Annotated in this window: 15 protein-coding genes; 5 read left to right on the top strand and 10 right to left on the bottom strand. The window is 72.8% G+C overall.

Translation table 11 applies throughout. From position 1 onward, the window contains the following. Positions 1-91: 91 nt before the first annotated feature. Entirely contained in the window at positions 92-3,208 is a 3,117-nt protein-coding gene (locus ACFSVL_RS10200; protein WP_378302786.1) for an AfsR/SARP family transcriptional regulator, read from the bottom strand. Between the two features lie 247 nt (positions 3,209-3,455). Here ACFSVL_RS10200 and ACFSVL_RS10195 point away from each other — a divergent pair, with 247 nt between their 5' ends. The 5 genes from ACFSVL_RS10195 (at position 3,456) to ACFSVL_RS10175 (ending at position 6,981) form a co-directional block, all read left to right on the top strand. Continuing rightward, on the top strand, positions 3,456-4,079 hold the full coding sequence (locus ACFSVL_RS10195; protein WP_378302785.1) for a hypothetical protein: 624 nt from the start codon (positions 3,456-3,458) through the stop codon (positions 4,077-4,079). 231 nt (positions 4,080-4,310) lie between these two features. Next, a complete protein-coding gene (locus tag ACFSVL_RS10190; RefSeq protein ID WP_378302783.1) occupies positions 4,311-4,754 on the top strand; it encodes a hypothetical protein in 444 nt (147 codons plus the stop codon). Between the two features lie 115 nt (positions 4,755-4,869). Beyond that, positions 4,870-5,412: a SigE family RNA polymerase sigma factor gene (locus tag ACFSVL_RS10185; protein WP_378302781.1), complete on the top strand. Its 543-nt coding sequence runs from the start codon at positions 4,870-4,872 to the stop codon at positions 5,410-5,412. Further along, positions 5,409-5,780, top strand: coding sequence for a hypothetical protein (locus ACFSVL_RS10180; RefSeq protein WP_378302779.1), 372 nt, complete (start codon positions 5,409-5,411; stop codon positions 5,778-5,780). The genes ACFSVL_RS10185 and ACFSVL_RS10180 overlap by 4 nt, the downstream gene beginning before the upstream one ends. Positions 5,781-5,811: 31 nt before the next feature. Next, positions 5,812-6,981, top strand: a complete 1,170-nt coding sequence (locus tag ACFSVL_RS10175; RefSeq protein WP_378302778.1) for a hypothetical protein — start codon at positions 5,812-5,814, stop codon at positions 6,979-6,981. Here the strand turns inward: ACFSVL_RS10175 and ACFSVL_RS10170 are convergent. The 9 genes from ACFSVL_RS10170 to ACFSVL_RS10130 form a co-directional block, all read right to left on the bottom strand. After that, positions 6,969-8,540: a helix-turn-helix domain-containing protein gene (locus tag ACFSVL_RS10170; RefSeq protein WP_378302776.1), complete on the bottom strand. Its 1,572-nt coding sequence runs from the start codon at positions 8,538-8,540 to the stop codon at positions 6,969-6,971. The genes ACFSVL_RS10175 and ACFSVL_RS10170 overlap by 13 nt on opposite strands. 549 nt (positions 8,541-9,089) lie before the next feature. After that, the gene (gene fgd, locus ACFSVL_RS10165) at positions 9,090-10,100 is read right to left on the bottom strand and encodes a glucose-6-phosphate dehydrogenase (coenzyme-F420) (protein WP_378302774.1); all 1,011 of its coding nucleotides are present in this window, start codon (positions 10,098-10,100) and stop codon (positions 9,090-9,092) included. 80 nt (positions 10,101-10,180) lie between these two features. Further along, positions 10,181-11,770 (bottom strand): PucR family transcriptional regulator, encoded by a 1,590-nt coding sequence (locus ACFSVL_RS10160; protein WP_378302772.1) that lies wholly within the window; start codon positions 11,768-11,770, stop codon positions 10,181-10,183. Beyond that, positions 11,767-13,056 (bottom strand): hydantoinase/oxoprolinase N-terminal domain-containing protein, encoded by a 1,290-nt coding sequence (locus ACFSVL_RS10155; RefSeq protein ID WP_378302770.1) that lies wholly within the window; start codon positions 13,054-13,056, stop codon positions 11,767-11,769. Before ACFSVL_RS10155 ends, ACFSVL_RS10160 begins: the two co-directional genes overlap by 4 nt. Beyond that, positions 13,053-14,126: a DUF917 domain-containing protein gene (locus tag ACFSVL_RS10150; protein WP_378302768.1), complete on the bottom strand. Its 1,074-nt coding sequence runs from the start codon at positions 14,124-14,126 to the stop codon at positions 13,053-13,055. Before ACFSVL_RS10150 ends, ACFSVL_RS10155 begins: the two co-directional genes overlap by 4 nt. Before the next feature lie 9 nt (positions 14,127-14,135). Continuing rightward, complete coding sequence (locus tag ACFSVL_RS10145) at positions 14,136-15,290, bottom strand: M20 family metallopeptidase (protein WP_378302766.1); 1,155 nt, start codon at positions 15,288-15,290, stop codon at positions 14,136-14,138. Further along, positions 15,287-16,225 carry a DUF1028 domain-containing protein gene (locus ACFSVL_RS10140; protein WP_378302764.1) on the bottom strand — a complete coding sequence of 313 codons (939 nt, stop codon included), beginning with the start codon at positions 16,223-16,225 and terminating at the stop codon, positions 15,287-15,289. Before ACFSVL_RS10140 ends, ACFSVL_RS10145 begins: the two co-directional genes overlap by 4 nt. Beyond that, positions 16,222-17,043, bottom strand: coding sequence for an alpha/beta fold hydrolase (locus ACFSVL_RS10135; protein ID WP_378302762.1), 822 nt, complete (start codon positions 17,041-17,043; stop codon positions 16,222-16,224). The genes ACFSVL_RS10140 and ACFSVL_RS10135 overlap by 4 nt, the downstream gene beginning before the upstream one ends. Continuing rightward, the gene (locus ACFSVL_RS10130) at positions 17,040-17,477 is read right to left on the bottom strand and encodes a nuclear transport factor 2 family protein (protein WP_378302760.1); all 438 of its coding nucleotides are present in this window, start codon (positions 17,475-17,477) and stop codon (positions 17,040-17,042) included. The genes ACFSVL_RS10135 and ACFSVL_RS10130 overlap by 4 nt, the downstream gene beginning before the upstream one ends. Position 17,478: the final 1 nt, after the last annotated feature.

The following is a 17,478-nucleotide window of genomic DNA, read 5'->3' as shown; positions in this document are numbered from 1 at the left end:
CAGCCGCTCCGCACCACGCAGCCGAGAAAGGAGGCCAAGCGTCCGCGCCTCACCCAGCCCGCGCCCGCCCCCGCCGCACGCCGGGCGCGCATCACAGCCGCTCCGCACCACGCAGCCGAGAAAGGAGGCCAAGCGTCCGCGCCTCACCCGGCCCGTGCCCAGTCTCCCGATGCACGGCCAGCGCACTCCGGGCATGCCCAACGGCGGCACCGGGCTCGCCGCGCGCGAGCAGGGCTCCTGCCAGCGCCGTCAGGGCCTGACCTCGCAACGCCCGGTAGCCGGCCCGCTCGGCGAGCACCAGTGCCTGCCGGGCGGGCCCCGGGTCGGCGGTGACCGTCGTGAGGCCGATCAGGGCGTCGGCTTCCGGGTAGCGGTCGCCGGTTTCGCGGATGAGGTCGAGGGCCTGTTCGTACCGGCGGATCGCCTCCGGCCGGTCGCCGAAGCGGGCTAGCACGGCTGCCAGCGCGGCGAGCGCCTCCGCCTCGGTCCTCGGGTCCCCCGCCTCCCGGGCGAGCGCGAGCCCCGCGCTGGCACACTCCAGCGCCATCGCCCGGTGACCGCGATCGCTGTGCGCCAGTGCCAGCCGGCTCCGGGTTTCCGCTTCGCCCGCCCGGTTTCCCGCCTCGCACTGCAGGTCGAGGGACCGGCACAGCAGTTCCACCGCCTCGGCCGTCCGCCCGCGCGCGTGCTGGACCTGTCCGAGGTTGGCGAGGTTGATCGCTTCGCCGTACCGGGACCCGATCCGGCGGTACCGGCGCAGCGCCTGGGTGTAGTGCTCGGCGGCTTCGGCAAGCCGGCCCATTTCCCAGTGGACGAGCCCGAGGTTGCCGAAGGCGACCGCCTCCCCCGCCGGCTGGCCGATCCGCCTGCTGAGCGCCAGCCCGCGGCCGAACCGGAACGCGGCGGCGGGCAGCCGTCCGGACTGCCAGTACACGCACCCCAGGTTGCCGAGCACCGCGGCCTGCGCCTCGGTCCAGCCCGCCTGCCGCACGAGCAGCGACGACGCCGTGTACTGCCGGATCGCCTGCTGGTACCGGCCCTGGCGGAAGTGCAGGTCGGCGAGGCTGAGCCGGGCGGCGGCCTGTTCGCGGGGACCATCGGCGGCGCTCAGGCCGGCTTCGGCGACCGCGAGCCACTCGACCCGGCGCATGCACATCCAGAAATACCCGCGCAACGCGTCGGCGAGCCGCCACGCCATGGGGCGCGGACCGTGGTCGGCGGCGAACCGCACGGCGGCGACGAGGTTGCCGCGCTCGATGTCCAGCCATGCCAACGCTTCTCCCAGCCCGGCGAACGCGGCCGGGACGCCGGACACCGGCAGCCGCAGCATGTGCGGATAGAGCAGGCGGGCGGCGCCGTCCGTTCCCGCCAGGTACCAGTCGTACAGCCGGTGTAGCGCGCGCTCGCGCTCCTCGGCGGACTCCAGCCGTCCGGCTTGCTCGGCGGCGTACTGGCGAAGCAGGTCGTGGAAGCGGTATCGGCCCGGCGCGTGGTGTTCGACCAGATGCGCGGCGGCGAGCCCGTCCAGCAGCGCGACCGCCCGCGTCGCCTCGACGCCGGCCAGCGCGGCCACGGTCTCGGCACCGAAGTCCGCGCCGGGAACCAGGCTCAGCAACCGGAACAGCCGCTGGGCGTCGGCGGACCGGGCCGCGTGGGACAGGTCGAAGGCGACCCGCACCGCCGCCTGCTGGTCGCCCGGCACCGCGAGCGCGGCGAGCAGGTTGCCCTCGCGCAGTTCCGCGACGTAGTCCCCGATGCCGGAGCCGGGACGGCCGGCGAGGTTGGCCGCGGCGATCCGCAGCGCGAGCGGGAGATGGACGCACAGCTTGGCGAACTCGGCGGCAGCCTCCGGCTCGGCACGGACGCGCCCACTGCCGAGCACCTCCGCGAGCAGTTCGACGGCTTCGTCGGGGCTGAGCACGTCGATCGTGAACTGGCGCGCGCCGTTCACGGCGACGAGACCGGTCAGGCTGCCGCGTCCGGTCACCACCGTCAGGCAGCCGGGCCCGGACGGCAGCAGCGGCCGGACCTGATCCGGGTTGACGGCGTTGTCCAGCACGACCAGGATCCGCCGGTCGGTCGTCAGGGTCCGGTACAGCGCCGCCGCGGTCTCCGCGTCGGGAGGCACCCGCTGCGGCGGAATCCCCAGTGCGGCCAGGAATTGCGCGAGGATTTCGGCCGGCGTGGCCGGGGCCTCCGGCGCGTGGCCGCGCAGGTTCGCATACAGCTGGCCGCCCGGAAAGCGCGCCCGGACACGGTGCGCCCAGTGCACGGCCAGCGCCGTCTTGCCGACGCCCGCCGTACCGGAGACCACGGCGATTCCGCCGGCCGCCAGACTGTCCAAAAGCGACAGTTCCGCCGCCCGTCCGGCGAACCCGCGCGGCGGCGCGGGCAGCTGTTTCGGGACCCGGTGCGACGGCTGGGTTTCGGCGGGAACCGCGGCGCCGGGGTCGCGCAGCACGGCCGCGTGCGCGGCTTGCAGTTCGGGCCCCGGGTCGATGCCGAGTTCGTCCGCGAGCCGCGTGCGCGCCCGCCCGTAGAGCCGGAACGCCTCGTCCCGCTGCCCGAGGGCGTGGTGGGCGCGGATCAGGAGTGCTTGCGCCGCTTCGTCGAGCGGCCGTTCCGCGGCGGCCTCGGCGATGCCGGGCAGCACCTCCGCGGCGGCGCCGGTGTCGATCATCGCCCCGGCGTACCGGCAGAACGCTTCCCGGCGCTCGGCGATCAGCGAAACGACCTTCGGGTGGCTGGCGAGCGGCGGCAGGTCGGCCAGCGGCCTGCCGTGCCACAGCCGGAGCGCTTCGCCGAGCGACGTCACGACGCGGGCGGCGTCGGCGTCCCGGTGCGCGTCGTTCGCCTCGGCGATGAGTTCGCGGAACCGCCACAGGTCGACGTCGACGGCGTCGTGGCGCACCGCGTAGCCCCCGCCGACGTGCGGCAGCACCCCGCTGTCCGCCCGCGGCGCCCGGCCGGGTTCCAGCAGCCGCCGCAAATGCTTGACGTGCGTCTGGACGACGTTCACCGCGCTCGGCGGCGGCCGGTCGCCCCACAGCGCGTCGACCAGGTCCCGCCGGGTCACCGCGTCCCCGCCGGCGAGCGCGAGCAGCCCGAGGACCGCGCGCCTGCCGGGCGGGCCGAGATCCAGTTCGGCCCCGTCGTGCCAAGCCCGCAGCGACCCCAGTACCTGGATGCGTACCGACCTCGTTGCCACCCTGGCCCCCAGTTATCGGCTGTCCAACGTAGTGGGCCCGGCGGCCGGTGCACAAGGAAGTGGCTCCGCCCGGGCTAAGGCCGCCGGGGCCGTCCGCCGGAACCCGGCCGCCGGTCCGCTGTGGACGGACGCCGGAGTCCAATCGCCGTCCAGCGCCCGTCCAGTGCCCGCTGGTGAGGTGTTCGGAGTCGGCGCGAGTCGTCGAATGCCCGTTCCCGAACCATTTTCCGCACGGAAAGAGACGCACATGAACAATCGTGCCTGGAAGGCATGCACCAGAGCGGCGCTGGCGGTCGCGGTCAGTTTCCTGACCATGGCCACGGTGGCAACGGCCGCTTCCGCCGCCCCGTCCGGCGCCGTCAGCGCGTCGCGCTCGCCGGCGATCGCCGTGACCCACGGCCGGTTCGACCTCCTCGGCGCGGGCCGCGCCGTCGCGGCCGACGACCAGGTCACCGCGTTCCACGGCTTCAGCACGTTCCGGACCCTGGTGATCCAGTCGCAGGGGTTCGACCTCGAGGGCCGGATCCAGGGCAAGCTCCGCACCTACGATTTCCGCGCCATTTACCAGGTCTACAACCTTCCGTCGTCGTCCGGGTGGAAGGTGTGGTCGCTGAGCTTCAAGCGCGACAAGAGCCAGAGCGTGCTGAAGGAGACCTTCCGCAGCGAGCAGCTGATCGACGTCGACGTCGACATCAAGTTCAAGGTGTCGGCCGCGAATCTGCGCGGCGTGTCCACCCTGCGGATCGGCTTCGAGACGCTGCGGCTGGCCCTCAACGGGACGACCAAGGACTTCACGGTCGTCAACGGGGCCTCCGGCGGCGGCAAGGACCAGGACAACAACGACGTCCCCGTGGACTTCGAGCCGGTCTGACCGGGAGTTCGCGGCGCAATGCCAGAGACTTGAGGCGGCGCTATGGGTACCGCTCCCGGCAGGCCGGGCTCGCCCCGGGTTCGGTCGTCCGTGAGGGGAACCCTGAGGGACTCTGATTCCCTCAGGGTTCCCCTCACGGACCTCCGGAGATGGTCCATGCGGGCATCAACGGCGTGCGGCCACGCAGCTTAAGTCCCTGGCATTGGGCTCGCAGCGGCGAAAGGGGTCCCCATGCTTTTCGAGAAGACACTGCGCACCGCCGCGGCGACCATGGCGTTCCTGGCCTCCGGCTCCGCCACCGCGCACGCGGACGAGGCGCGCTTCGTCCCCGAAGCCACCGAAGTCAGCTGGGACGGCACGGTCGCCACGGTCTCGTTCCAGGAGGTGGATGTGGTGGTCGAAGGCACCGCGACGACCATTTCCGTCAAGGTGACCGCCGACGTGGACGTCGTCTGCACGAAGGGCCAATCGACGCTCGACATCCACCGCTCCGCGACTGCCTTGGCGGCGACGGAATACCCGGTCGAGGACGGCACTGTCACCGGGACCGCCAAGCTGCCGCTCAAGGTGAAAGGGCCGCAGCCGCCCGGTTACTCGTGCGCGGTGCGCCACCGGTCGGTCACCGCGGTCCTCGAGGACTTCCTGACCGGGGCGACTCTGGTCCGCGAGGCCTGAGCCGGCGGTACGGAACGGTCCCTGGCCGCGGGTCTCCGGCCAGGGACCGTCTCCTATGACCTGGGTCACGTCGTGCTCGTGCAACCTGCCGGCCGCCCCGGGGCCTGTATCCGGTGTGGAGCAAAGCGGGCCGTGGTGGGAGGGCGAGTTCGTCGCGTACGTCGCGGCGGCCTCGAAATCCTTGCGCGCCACCGCGTTCGTGCTGTGCGGGGACTGGCACCGGGCCGACGACCTGGTCCAGACCACCTTTCTCAAGCTCTACCGGGTGTGGCCGCGGCTGGTCCGGCGCGGCGAACTGGACGCCTACGTGCGGCGGATGGTCGTGCGCGCGTTCCTGAACGAAAACCGGCGGAAGTGGCGTTCGCGCGAGCACCTTTCCGGCGAGCTGCCGGATGTCCGCACCGCACCGGAACCCGACCATGCCCAGCGGCTCGCCGTCCGGGCGGCGCTCGACGGCGTTCCCCCGAAGCAACGCGCGGTCCTCGTGCTGCGGTTCTGGGACGACCTCAGCGTCGAAGAGACCGCGGCCGCGCTCGGCTGTACGGCCGGGACCGTCAAAAGCCAGTCCGCGCGCGGGCTGGCGACCCTGCGCAAACTGGTCGATCCCAGTCTGCTCGGGCACTTCCCCGGCCTCGCATGCCAGGAGGGGCGGGCATGAACGACGACGAAGCACGCGCGGTGCTCCTGCTCGCCGGACCGGTGGACGAGCCGCCGCCCGGCGTGGATCCGGTGCGGCTGCTGGCGAAAGGCCGCAAGCAACGCCGTCGGCGGAATCTCGCTGTGGTCGGCGGGAGCGCCTTGACGACGGCGCTGGTCGTGGTCCTGACCGTGACCGCGGCGGCGAGCCAGACCGGTCCGGCGACCGCGCCGGGGACCGTCCAGCCCGCCGTCGCGCCGACCCCCAGCCGCCTCCCGGTCCCCACCGGCGATCCGACGTCCGACACCCGAACGCCCGGGACCTCCGGGACCTCCGCCGGAACCACCCCGAACCGCACTACGACCGCCGCCACCACCGGCCGTCGCTGACCGTTCCCCCGCAGCACGAGAAAGAACCGTCTTGACCACACTCGCCGCCCCCGCCCCGCCGGTGCTCCGCTGGCACCAGCGCCCGTACGTCCGGGCGATCGGCGGGTACCTGTTCATCCGCGTGTTCAGCGTCGCGGTGCTCGCGCTGTTCGCCGCGAAGACCGGCCAGCCGCTCATCGGCCGCCTCACCGCCTGGGACGGCCAGTTCTACCTGGACATCGCCGACTACGGCTACTTCGGCACCACACGCGGCCTGTACGACGCGGCCGGGAACTACGCGCCGGACACGCCGCTCGCGTTCTTCCCGATGTACCCGACCTTGCTCCGGATCCTCGCGCCGGTCACACTGGGGAGCACCGTCCTGTCCGGGCTGCTGGTGAGCACGGTCGCCGGGTGCGTGGCCGCGGCCGCGATCTTCCGGCTGGCCCAGCGGATCGACGGCCGGGCGCGGACCGGGTACCTGCTGGTGGCGCTCTGGGCCGGGGCGCCGGTCGCCATCACGCAGTCCATGGTCTTCACCGAAGCGCTGTTCACCGCCTTCGCCGCCTGGACGCTGGTCGGGGTGACCGAACGCCGCTGGCTGCTGGCGGCCGCGTGCTGTTTCGGCGCGGGCCTCACCCGGTCGACCGCGGCAGTGCTCATCGCCGTCGTCGGCGTCGCCGCGGTGCTCGCCTTCGTCCGCACCCGCGACCGCTGGACGACCATGATCTGCGCGGTGCTGTGCCCGCTCGGACTGCTCGGCTGGTGGGTCTTCGTCGCCGTCTGGACGGGCAGCCCGACCGGCTGGTTCGACCTCGAATGGGACAACTGGCGAACTCGCTTCGACGGCGGCCGCGAGGCGGTGGAGTTCTCTTGGCAGAAGCTGGTTTCCGGTGCTTCGGTGATGGAAACGCTGACTGTTTTCCTCTTGCTGGGCGCGGCTGTGCTCGCTGTCCTGCTGGTGAAGACGTTGCGCCCGTTGTCGCAGTGGTGGCCGCTCGCCGCCTACGGTGCTGGGATGGTGGTGCTGGTCGTCGGCACGGCTGGCCTTCCGACGGCCAAACCGCGGTTCCTGATCCCCGGGTTCATCCTGCTGTTCCCGATCGCGCGAGGTCTCGCCGCCCGCCGCCCCGGGACTGCCGTGGCTGCGACGGTGGCCTTTGTCCTCATTGGATGCTGGTTCAGTGCCTACTCCCTCACCGGCTGGCGCTACGTCATCTGAGCGTTCGTCCTCAGTGGAGGAACAAGAAGACGAACCTGCAGCTCGACCGTGAAACGCTGCACCGGATCGTCCAGATCGACCGCGCACAGCGCCTCGATCCGCTGCAACCGGTAGCGAAAAGTGTTGCGATGGATCCGCAGCGCCGCCGCGGCCCGGGTGGCGTCGCCGCCGGCGTCGAACCAGCAGCGGAGCGTGTTCAGGTACTCCGCGCCGCGCGGCGAGTCGTCGTGGCGGAGCACGTCCAGTGCGCCGTCGAGCAGGCCGGGGTGTTCGTCGGCGAGGCCCGCCAGTTCGGAGATCAGGACGTGCGGGCGCAGGTCCGACAGGTGGACGGTGGCCGGAGTGGTGCGCGCCGCCAGCACGGCCGTCGCGTGCCGGAGCGGGGCGAGTTCGGCGCGGATCTCACCGCCGGTGCCGCAGGGATGGCCGAGGCAGGCCACCATCGGGCCGCCCGTAGCCGCCGATACCCGTTGGCGGAGGCGTTCGGCGAAGTCGGCGGGGCCGGAGCCGGGCGAGGAGGGGAACACCGCGAACAGGGTCGAGCCCAGTACAGCCGTGGCCGCGCCTGGGTCGAGCATTCGCGCGCAGCGGGCCATGGCTGTCTCGTGCTCGGAGGTGATCGCGGGAGCATCGGCGTGCGGGGCCAGCGCGGCGAGCCGCCACCGCTGCGAGGGGCCGAGCCGCTCGGTCAGAGCCTCCAGGGAGCCCGAACCGCCTAGCAGGCCGCGCAGCAGCTCGGCGCGGATCGCGTCTTCGTCGTCGCGTCCGGCGGGTTCGTCGATGAACCAGGCCGCGGCCGCCGCCGACACCTCGTTCAGCATTCTCGGCACGGACTCGGGTGCGCCGTGGCCGGGTGCGCAGAGCACGCAGCCGCCGATCGTGGCACCGACGCGGATCGGAGCCGCCCACCGGGAGTCCGCACCGGGCAGCTCGACCAGCATGGCCCGAGGCATCCGGCCGAGGCGTTCCCGCATTGCCTTCGGGACCCGCCGGGCGAGGATCGTTTCGCTGGTGAGCGCGTCTACCGTTCCCGCGCAACCGAAAGCGAGCACGCGGAAGGCCGCGTCGGTGATGACCACGGCACCGTCCAGCGCGAGTGCGGCGCTTTCGGCGAGTTCGTAGAGACCGCCCGCGGTCGGCGTACCGCCCCGAGCGCCGAAACGGGCACCGGACAGCAGGGACTGCACCAGCGTTTCGATCTCCGCCCAGCTGACCTGCCGATCCGCCACGAGCACCGGCACCCCGGCCGTGCGGTCGAATTCCGGCGGCAGACCGCGCACGACGAGCGCGGACGCTTGTGCGCGACCGGCGGCGGTCAAGGCTTGCGCGAGTTCGTCGCTGGTCGGACGCGGTGTCGTCACGAGCACCAGCTCGTTCCGGCCGGGCAAGCGCGAGGGGTCCCACGGCGCGGCTCCGGCCAGCGGCCGATCGAGGCCGGAGGCCGGGGCAACCACGCTGAACCAGCCGCGGCGCGCGCTCACGAGAAGCGGCAGCCGGAGTCCGGACGGCGGGAAATCGGCTGCGGCCGGCCCTCCCGGCCGCTCGTCGACTGCTGTCACCGGACCGCTCCTTCCGTCCACGCCACGATGCGTAGGGGAAGGCTAAGCAGCGCCTGGACCGCCGTCAGTGGGCGCAGCGCACCGTGATCTTCGCCGGGCAGGGCGCTCAGCCCAGCGCCCGCTGCCTAGGGCGGCGCGGTGAGTGCCGTTGAGGCTCGTCGGGCGCGGGTTTGGGTTTGGCCGTCCGTGAGGGGAACCCTGAGGGACTCAGATTCCCTCAAGGTGGCCCTCACAGACTCTGAGTCCCATGCCAGGGGCTTAAGGCGGCGTTATGGATGCGGCTGAGGTGCGTCCGCCCAGGCCGAAGCGGCTGACGGACCGGCTTGCGCCGGGGCCGACGCGGACGGCGGGAGCTGGGCGTGTCGTCTGTGAGGGGCACCCGGAGGGAATCAGATTCCCTCAAGGTGGCCCTCACAGACTTGAAGAAGCGCGCATTCCGGCATCGATCGGGCATTTTACCGACCTGGGCGTCCTTTGTAGACTGTCATCTGGCTTAAGTCCCTGGTCACGGCCTCTGATTCCGTCAGGGTTCCCTTCACGGACCTCCGGCTAGAGAGCCCGCAGCCGGGGCAGGAGGTCTTTCCCGGCCAGTTCGAGGAAGCGGGCTTGATCGGGCCCGGGCGCGTGCAGCACCAGGTCGGTGAACCCGGCGTCGACGTACGGGCGGATCCGCTCGACGACCTCGTCGGGATCGGCCGCGACGATCCACCGGGAAGCGACCTGGGCCAGCGGCAGCTCGTCGGCGACGCGCTCCATGGCGACCGGATCGGAGATGCCGTGTTTCTGTTCGGGGGCCAGCGACAGCGGCGCCCAGAACCGGGTGTTCGCGACGGCGGCCTCGGCATCGGTGTCGTAGGACAGCTTGATCTCGATCGAGCGCACGACCTCCGCGGGCGCGCGGCCGGTCTGCTCGGCTCCGGCGTCGACCGCGGGCTGCAGCTTCTCCGTGTAGAGGTCCATGCCCTTGCCGCTGGTGCAGATGAAGCCGTCCGCCGCCCGGCCGGCGTATTTCGCCACCACCGGGCCGCCTGCCGCGACGTAGACGGGCACTGGGCGCGACGGCCGGTCGTAGACGGTCGCGTTCTCCGTTTGGTAGTACTCGCCGTCGAAACACACCCGTTCCTCCGTCCACAAGCGACGGATGAGGTCGATCGCCTCCCGCAGGCGGGCGAACCGTTCCTTGAACCCGGGCCATTCCATCCGCGAAACCGCGACCTCGTTGAGCGCTTCGCCGGTGCCGAGGCCGAGCACGATCCGTCCGGGATACAGCGCGCCGAGCGTGCCGAAGGCCTGCGCGACCACGGCCGGGTGGTAGCGGAAGGTCGCGGTCAGCACGCTGGTGCCGAGCCGGACCCGTCCGGTCCGCTCCCCCGCCGCGGCGAGCCAGGCCATCGAGAACGGCGCGTGCCCGTCGCGGTGCCGCCAGGGCTGGTAGTGGTCGCTGACCACCACCGAGTCGAAGCCCCGCTCTTCGGCGAGGACGGCCAGGTCGACCAGGTGCCGCGGCCCGAACTGCTCCGCCGATGCCTTGTAACCGATGGTGATTCCCGCGTTGTCCATTCCGGACACTCAACCCGCCGCGCGGGGCCGGGTCATCGTGCACGGTGGCCGAACGCGGGCCCGCCGCACTGTGCGCGCTGTCAGCCGGGTTCGTCCCACTCGACGCCGGCGGCGCGCGTGGCCAGGTGCACGGCCAGGCGGTCGTCCGGGTCGCTCAGGTCGGCGGGTAGCAGCTCGGCGATCCGTTCCATGCGCTGCATGACGGTGTTGCGGTGGACTCCGAGGACGGCACCGGCCGCCTTCGCCGAGGACTGCGAGTCCAGGTAGCACCGCAGGGTGCGCACCAGGACGCCCGACGGGTCGGCCTCGGTGAGCGGAGCGAGCAGGTCGGCTGCCGCGCCGCGCAAGGGAGCGGACTCGTACCAGCCCGCGATCAGCCGTCGAGTGCTGCCGGCATCGATGTGTTCGACCACCGCCCGGCGGTGCGCGGTGTACGCGAGCATGGCCGCGCGGCGTGCCTGTTCGGCGGAGTGGCCGATGCCCGCCGTGCCCTCGTGCGCGCGGCCCACTCCCGCGCAGAGCCGGAGCCCCGGATGTTCCGCTTCGACGGCGGCGAGCGTGCTGGTGAGCCGTTCGATCAGCGGGCCTGGGTCCACCGCGTCGCCCGGCGCGTCGGCGGTCGACCAGAAGAGCCATCCTTCCCCGCGTTCGACGAGCCTCGCGGGCACGCCGTGTTCGGCCAGTTGCGCTTCCAGTTCCGTGCCCAGCGCGGACGTCCGGAGCGCGGCTGGCGCGGCCGACACCTGCACCTGGACCGCGGTGTGCCGTCCGGCGAGCCGCCAGCCGAGCGCGGTGGCCCGTTCGACGGTGCGGCGGCCCGGGTCGTCCGGCTGTTCGAGAATCTCGTTCAGCAGCAGCGAACGGCGCCGGTGCTCTCGTTCGGCGAGGATGGCTTCGCCCGCCACGTGCACCGCGAACGACAGCGCCGCGATCGCGATCGCCCGCCGGACCGGTTCGAGCAGCGCTCCCGCCGCGAAGCGGGGCCGCCGCACGACGATCCAGTACACCGCGGGCCCGGTCGCGCCGACCTGGACCGGTTGCAGCATCAGGTCGCCGTCGGGTCCGATGGTGAGCGCGGCGGGTCGTGCGTCGGCCAGTCTCGCCGGGTCGGCGCAGGCCGCCAGCCGCGCGTGCACCGCGGGATCACCGGCTACGAAACGGGATTCCGCGTCGACGAGCGCGACCGGGGCGCCGAGCGTCTCCGCGAGCTGCGCGGCGAGCGCGTCCGCGTCGGCGGGCGGGCGCTGGAAACGGCGGGACGCGTCGCCGAGCACGCGCAGGCCCGCGATCTCGGGCGCGCGGACGTACGGATCGAACGCGGTGATCACCCGCGCGGGGACGATGTCCTCGACGCCGATGAGCGGCAGCGCCAGCCGGTCGGCGAGGCGGCGGGCCGCGAGGGGAACCGGCCGGGGCGTGCGGGCGGCGATGATCCCGGACAGGCCCGCGCCGCCGGCCAGCCGGATCGCCAGGTCCGCGGCGAGATCGTCGAGGGCGAGCTGCTCGCGGCCGAACACCACGACGCTGCGCGGGGCGAGTTCGGGGATCTCGCGCACCGTGGAGCCCGCGACGACCGTCCCGACCGGCCTGCGCAGCCCGGCCTCGCCCGCGAGGACCTCGGCGCGTTCGAGCAGGCCGAGGTCCAGCAGCTGGGCCAGGGTCACCGTCACGGTGCCACCGGTTCCAGCAGCGGCCCCACCGCGATCGCCCGCAGGCGCGCGGCCGGCACCGGAACGTAGGTCATCAGAGCCTCCTTCACCGGGGTTTCCCGCAGGGTGCGGGGATCGGCGCCGGCGCGGACCGCGGCGTCCCTGGCCAGCTGCCGGGCGCGGGCCACCGAGTCCTCCCCGCCTCCGGCACCCTGCCAGAAAATCCGGTCCACCGAGCCTGCGGCCTCCGCGGCGGCGGCCCCGACGGCGGCCGCGAGATCGCCGTCCGGCAGCCGGATCACCGAGCCACCCGGCAGATCCGCGGACTGAGTGCCGACGAGCACGACCGGGAGTTCGTCGTACCCGTACCGCGCGCGGGCTACCGCAGCGGCGAAAGACCGCTCGCGGTCCACGACGGTCAGCCTCGGGAGCCGCGAGCCGATCCGGACGCCGCCGAACTCCCGGTGCGCGCCTGATTCGGGGAGCAGTCCGCCGTAGGTCGTGCCGACAACTGTCCGGCCGTCGTTCGCGTCCGCCACCACGGCCGCGGGCACTCCAGCCAGCCGGGCGGCCCCGTGCAGCAGCGCCGCGCGGCCCGCGCCGAGGCAAGCCGTGGCGTGGCGCTGGGCGTCCAGTTCGGACAGCACTGCTCCGTCGCCGCGGACCAGGTACAGCTCCGCGTCCGGGTAGTGCTTCCGGACCGCCGCGCCCAGCTCGTCGATCCGGGCACGGGCGGACTCGGCGAGAGCCGCGTCGAGCACGGCGGTGTTTTCCCGCTCCAGCAGACCGATCGCCTCGGTCTCGCCACCGGTGAGCACCGGCATGTCCGGCCCGAGCACGTCGGCGAGCACGGCCGCGGCTCGCTGTTCGTGGTCCGGGTTCTCCAGCCCGTGGACGCCGGACACCGCGACCGCGCGGACGGTTCCGGCGCACTGGCGGGCAAACTCGGCTACTGCGTCGAGGTCCAGCGGCGCTGATTCCGTGCCGTCGTACTCGTGTCCGCCGCGCACCATCGCGACGGGTCCGGTGCCGGACATCCGCTCGGGCCACCCCGCGAGCGGCGGCAGCGCGGTCGCGCCACCGATGCGCAGGACCCCGACGCGCCGCACCTCGGCGGGCACGGGCTCCGGCAGGATCGCCACCACCCGGTCGACCGTCCCGGCGTCTCCTTCGGTGATCAGCGCGTCGAGCAGGCGCGACGGCTCCGTCCCGGGAAGCCCCCGGTGGGACGCCACGATCCGGTTCTCCTCGTCCAGCGCCACGGCACGGCCCGCGATGGCGTCGATACCTGCTCGCGACCGGGTCATCGGACACCGGCCAAGGGCGTCGAACCGTCGAACCGCACGGGGTCCACGGCGTAGCCGAACGCGCGCGGCCCGGCCGCCGCATACCCCTCCGGCGTATGCCACCGATCGTCGACCGGGCTGGCGATCACGTGCACTTCCTGGCCCGCTGAAAGCTCGACCGTCTGCGTCAAGGTTCCGGTGTCCGCGTCCGCGACGCCGATCAGGTCCGGGACTGTGGCCAGCACCGTGCCTTCCCGGCTGACGACGAGGTTCTCGTTCTGGAAGTCGATCCGCACGAAACCTTCTGGCGTCTCAAGGGAAACCACGCCGCGCGGCCAGCCGTCGGAGGAATGCTGGAGGACTTCGGCGACTGTTCCGGCGCACACCAGACGTCCGCCGCAGGCTCGCAGATACGGGTCGTAACCATGCGGCGAGACCTCGGCGAGCGCCGCACCGATCCTGGCGCACTCGCTGATCGACCCGACGTCGCCGAGCCGCGCGCAGTCCCCCGCCGTCACGCGGTACGCACTGATCAGCGCCACGAGCCCCAGCGGCGGCAGCACGGCCCGCACCAGCTCGCCGAGCACCGCGTCCGCGCCCTGGCTGAACTCGGCGACGACCCCGGCGCCGCCGACCACGGTGATCGGCGAGACGGAAAATCCGGCCAGCCGCAGCAGGGTCAGGTCGATCGACGGCAGCGTGCGGCGCATCAGGTCGAGGTCGAGGCACGGCAGCCCGAGTTCGCTCGCGACGACCAGCGGAACGGCCACGTTGACGCTGCCGAGCTGGATCGGCAGGACCGCCGCGCACCTCCGCCCGGCGCGGGCTTCCACGGCCGCCCGGAGCGTCTCGGCCTCGGCGTTGCCGTGCGCCTTCTCGACGAGGGTGTGCGGGGTCCCGCCGGACACCACCGGGAGCACCAGCGCGTCCGGGGCCAGTTCGTCCGCCTTGACGAGCGGGACCGGCCCGTGCCGCCGGACCGCCGCGAGCAGGAGCTGCTGGCCGAGGTACGGGTCGCCGCCTCCCCCGCTGCCGAAGTGCACGGCACCGCGCACGACGTCGTCGATCGAGGCTTCGGCGACCTGCTCCATGGCACGACCTTAACCGGCGTCGTGGCTGCTCACACCGTCGAAGGAGGCGTACAGACGGGCGAACGTCCGGGCAGCGGTGACCAGGTCGGCGACCGGCACATACTCGTCCGCAGTGTGCGCGACGGTCATCGACCCCGGCCCGTACACCACCGTCGGGATGCCCAGCGAGTTACGGAGAAACCGCGCGTCCGTGCCGAGCTTCAACCCCCGCACCGACGCATCGCCCGCCGCCCGCCGGACCTCCGTCACGAACGCGTGCCCGGCGTCCAGCTCGGACCCCTCGGCGAACGCGACCACCTCGGCGGTGTAGTCGAACTCGCCCGCGGCGTCGATCAGGCCGGTCACCGCGGCCAGCGCCTCGTCCCGGGTCTGGTCGGGCAGCACGCGCCGGTCGACGCGCAGCCGGCATTCGGCCGCCACGATGTTGGCGGCGGTGCCGCCCGCGATGGTCCCGACGTTGGCGGTGGGCGTGCCGAGGAGCGGATGCTCGCCGTCGCCGAAATCGGCCAGGTGGAGCGCGGAAACGATGCGCGCCGCGTCCGCGATCGCGGAGTGCCCGGCCGCCGGGTCGCTGCCGTGGCCCGCCCGGCCCCGCACCGCGATCTCGGCCATCAGCGAACCTCGTTCGGCCACCCCGACCAGCAGCTCGCTCGGTTCGGGGACGACGGCCGCGTCGGCGTGCACCAGCCCGGCGGCGACCAGCGCTTCGGTCCCGGCCCGGCCGCCGGTCTCCTCGTCGGCCACGAAGTGGAAGACGAGGTCCGCGGGCGGCGTGATTCCGGCGTCACGGCAGGCATGCAGCCCTTCGAGGGCTGCCGCGATCCCGCCTTTCATGTCGCAGGCACCGCGGCCGTAGAGCAGCCCGTCCCGGACCAGCCCGCCGAACGGCGGCACCGACCAGTCCGCTTCGGACACCGGGACGACGTCGATGTGCCCGTTGACCAGCAACGTGGGCCCCTCGCCGTTCCCAACGCGGGCCAGCACCGACGGGCGGCCCGGTTCGGGTTCGAAGATCTCGACCTCCGCACCCAGCTCGCGCAGGGTCGCGAACAGCGGTTCGACCACGGGCTGCTCGCCGCCGGGCGGATTCTGCGTGTCGCACTGGATCAAGCTCGCGGCCAGTTCGGTCACCCGGTCCGTTCGGACCGCGGCGTCGGCGCTCATGCTGGCTCCTCAAGGTGCGCGGTGATCGCGGCGAGCGCTTCGTCGTCGAGAAAGCCCAGCGGGGCAAGGCCTTTCGCGAACTCCAGCAAGGCGGGCCGGAACGCTACGACCTCGGCGAACAGGTCAGCCGCCTCCCGGTGCCGTCCGGCGCGGGCGAGCAGGACCGCGCGCCAGAAGTCCGCCTCGCGGTTGTCCGGCCCGATGACCTCCGCCGCCGACGCGAGGGCAGCCAGCCGTTCGTCCAGCTCGCCTGGGTCGACTCCCTCGAACGGCCCGAGCGTGAGGCCGCGCGTGAACATCACCCCGCCGACCGCGCCGAACGCCCGCGAACGCGGCAGCAGCCGCGCCAGCTCGGCGAGCGGATCCGGGTGGTCGTCGACGCGCAGGTCGACGACCACCTCGTTCCACGGCGCAGGCCCACGACGGCCCGACACCACCCGCAACGCCGCCGATTGCGAGCCGCGCACGTCTCCCCCGGCACCGTCCGCGGCCTGGAGCCCGGCGACGATTCGATCGGCGAGGTCCCCTTCCGCGGTCTCGAAAGCGGCCAGCGCGGCCTGGCAGACGTCGGGACCGGCGAGCATGTTCCCTTGCACCGCCACCTGATGCCCGCGCGCGAAGCCGGTGTGCGGCGCGCAGGACCCGCCGGTGTACATCCCCACCGAGCCCCGCGCGTCGACAACTCCCAGCTGGCGGTAAGCGGCCTCCGGGTCCTCGGCGACCAGAAGGTCCACAGTAGACGGTGCGGGTACGCCAGCGCGCAACAACTCCAGGCCGCGCGGCCCGTAGTCCACGTTGACGAACGCCTGGGTGGCCACCGCTCCCACCCCCGCCTCGGCCCAGGGCAGCAGCGTGCCGACCCCGAAGAAATGGGTCTGCGCACCGACACCGAGCCAACCGGTTTCCGGATCGCGCGCGACGATCGAGTACGTCACCGCTTTCCTTCCTCCGCGCCCGCGAGGTGCTGCCGGAGGAGGTCGGCCACCAGGTCGGTTTCCTCCAGCATCGGCAGGTGCCCTGTCCCGTCCAGCAGCTTCGCGGTGCCGCCGGTGGCTTCGGCCAGTTCGCGCGACATCGCGGGCGGGCACGTCGGGTCCTCGGTCCCGGCCACCGCCAGCACCGGAATCCCCGACGTAGCAACCATTCCGGCCAGATGCCGGATGTCCGCGCCGAAGGCCCCGTACAGGATCTCGGCGACCACCGCGGTCGGCCGGGTGCCGACCGCCTCCGCCATGACCTCCTTGATCCGCGCGGAGTCCCGGTGCGCCCGTCCCACGATTTCCGGTACCTGCCCGGCGAAATACCCGGCAGTCCCGGCGGCTTCGAGTTCGCGCACCATCGCGGCGATCGCCTCGTCCGGCACCCCGGTGCCCAGCGTCGAACCGAACGTCGCGACGCTGCGCACCCGCCGAGGATGCAGTGCGGCCAGCGCGACGCTGATCGTGCCGCCGAGCGACCCGCCGGCCAGATGCACCTCGTCCAGCCCGAGCGCGTCGAGGACCGCGAGGACGTCGGGCACGTAGCCCTCCTCGACGGTGAACGGGCCGGTCTGCCCGGACTTCCCGTGCCCGCGCAGGTCCGGTGCCACCACCGGCCGGTCGAGCCGCGCGGCGACGTCCGCCCAGACGACCGCCGCGGAGTTGATCGGATGAAGGAGCACGAGCGGGGTCCCGGACCGGTCGTCCGCGGTGCGCAGCACCGACAGCTTCCCGGTCCGCCCCTCGACGGCGACGCGGTTCAAACCCGTCCTCATTCCGTTCCGTGCTTGGGCATCTGCGGGTCCTGGACGCTCACGTGCATGTGCCAGATCCGCCAGTCCTGCCCGCCTTCGCCGTCGTCGCGGCGGAAGAACTCGGTGGTGCGGAACGGAGTCGTCACCGCGTTCTCCTGGCCGGGAGACAGCACGTCCGCGGTCCCTTCGGCGGTGAGCAGCGCGACGTCGCCGAAGACCTGGACGTCCGGGCCGACGGTGTCCTTGATCGCGGTGATGCTCAGCCCGATCTTCGCGGCGTTGACCCACAGCCGGTGCTTGTCCAGCACACCGTGGTAGGTGTGGCCGTTGAGGTTGAACTGGTGGTAGCCGTCGCCCTTGGGGAAGTACTGCAGCATCCGGTCGGCGACGAGGCCGAGGTTCGCCTCGTACCAGCCTTCGTGCACTTCGAGGATCCGCTCGAGGTCAGTGCTCATG

The organism is Amycolatopsis silviterrae (genome assembly GCF_042684085.1).
Lineage (GTDB): Bacteria > Actinomycetota > Actinomycetes > Mycobacteriales > Pseudonocardiaceae > Amycolatopsis > Amycolatopsis silviterrae.
This window is presented reverse-complemented; position numbering and strand designations above follow the sequence as displayed.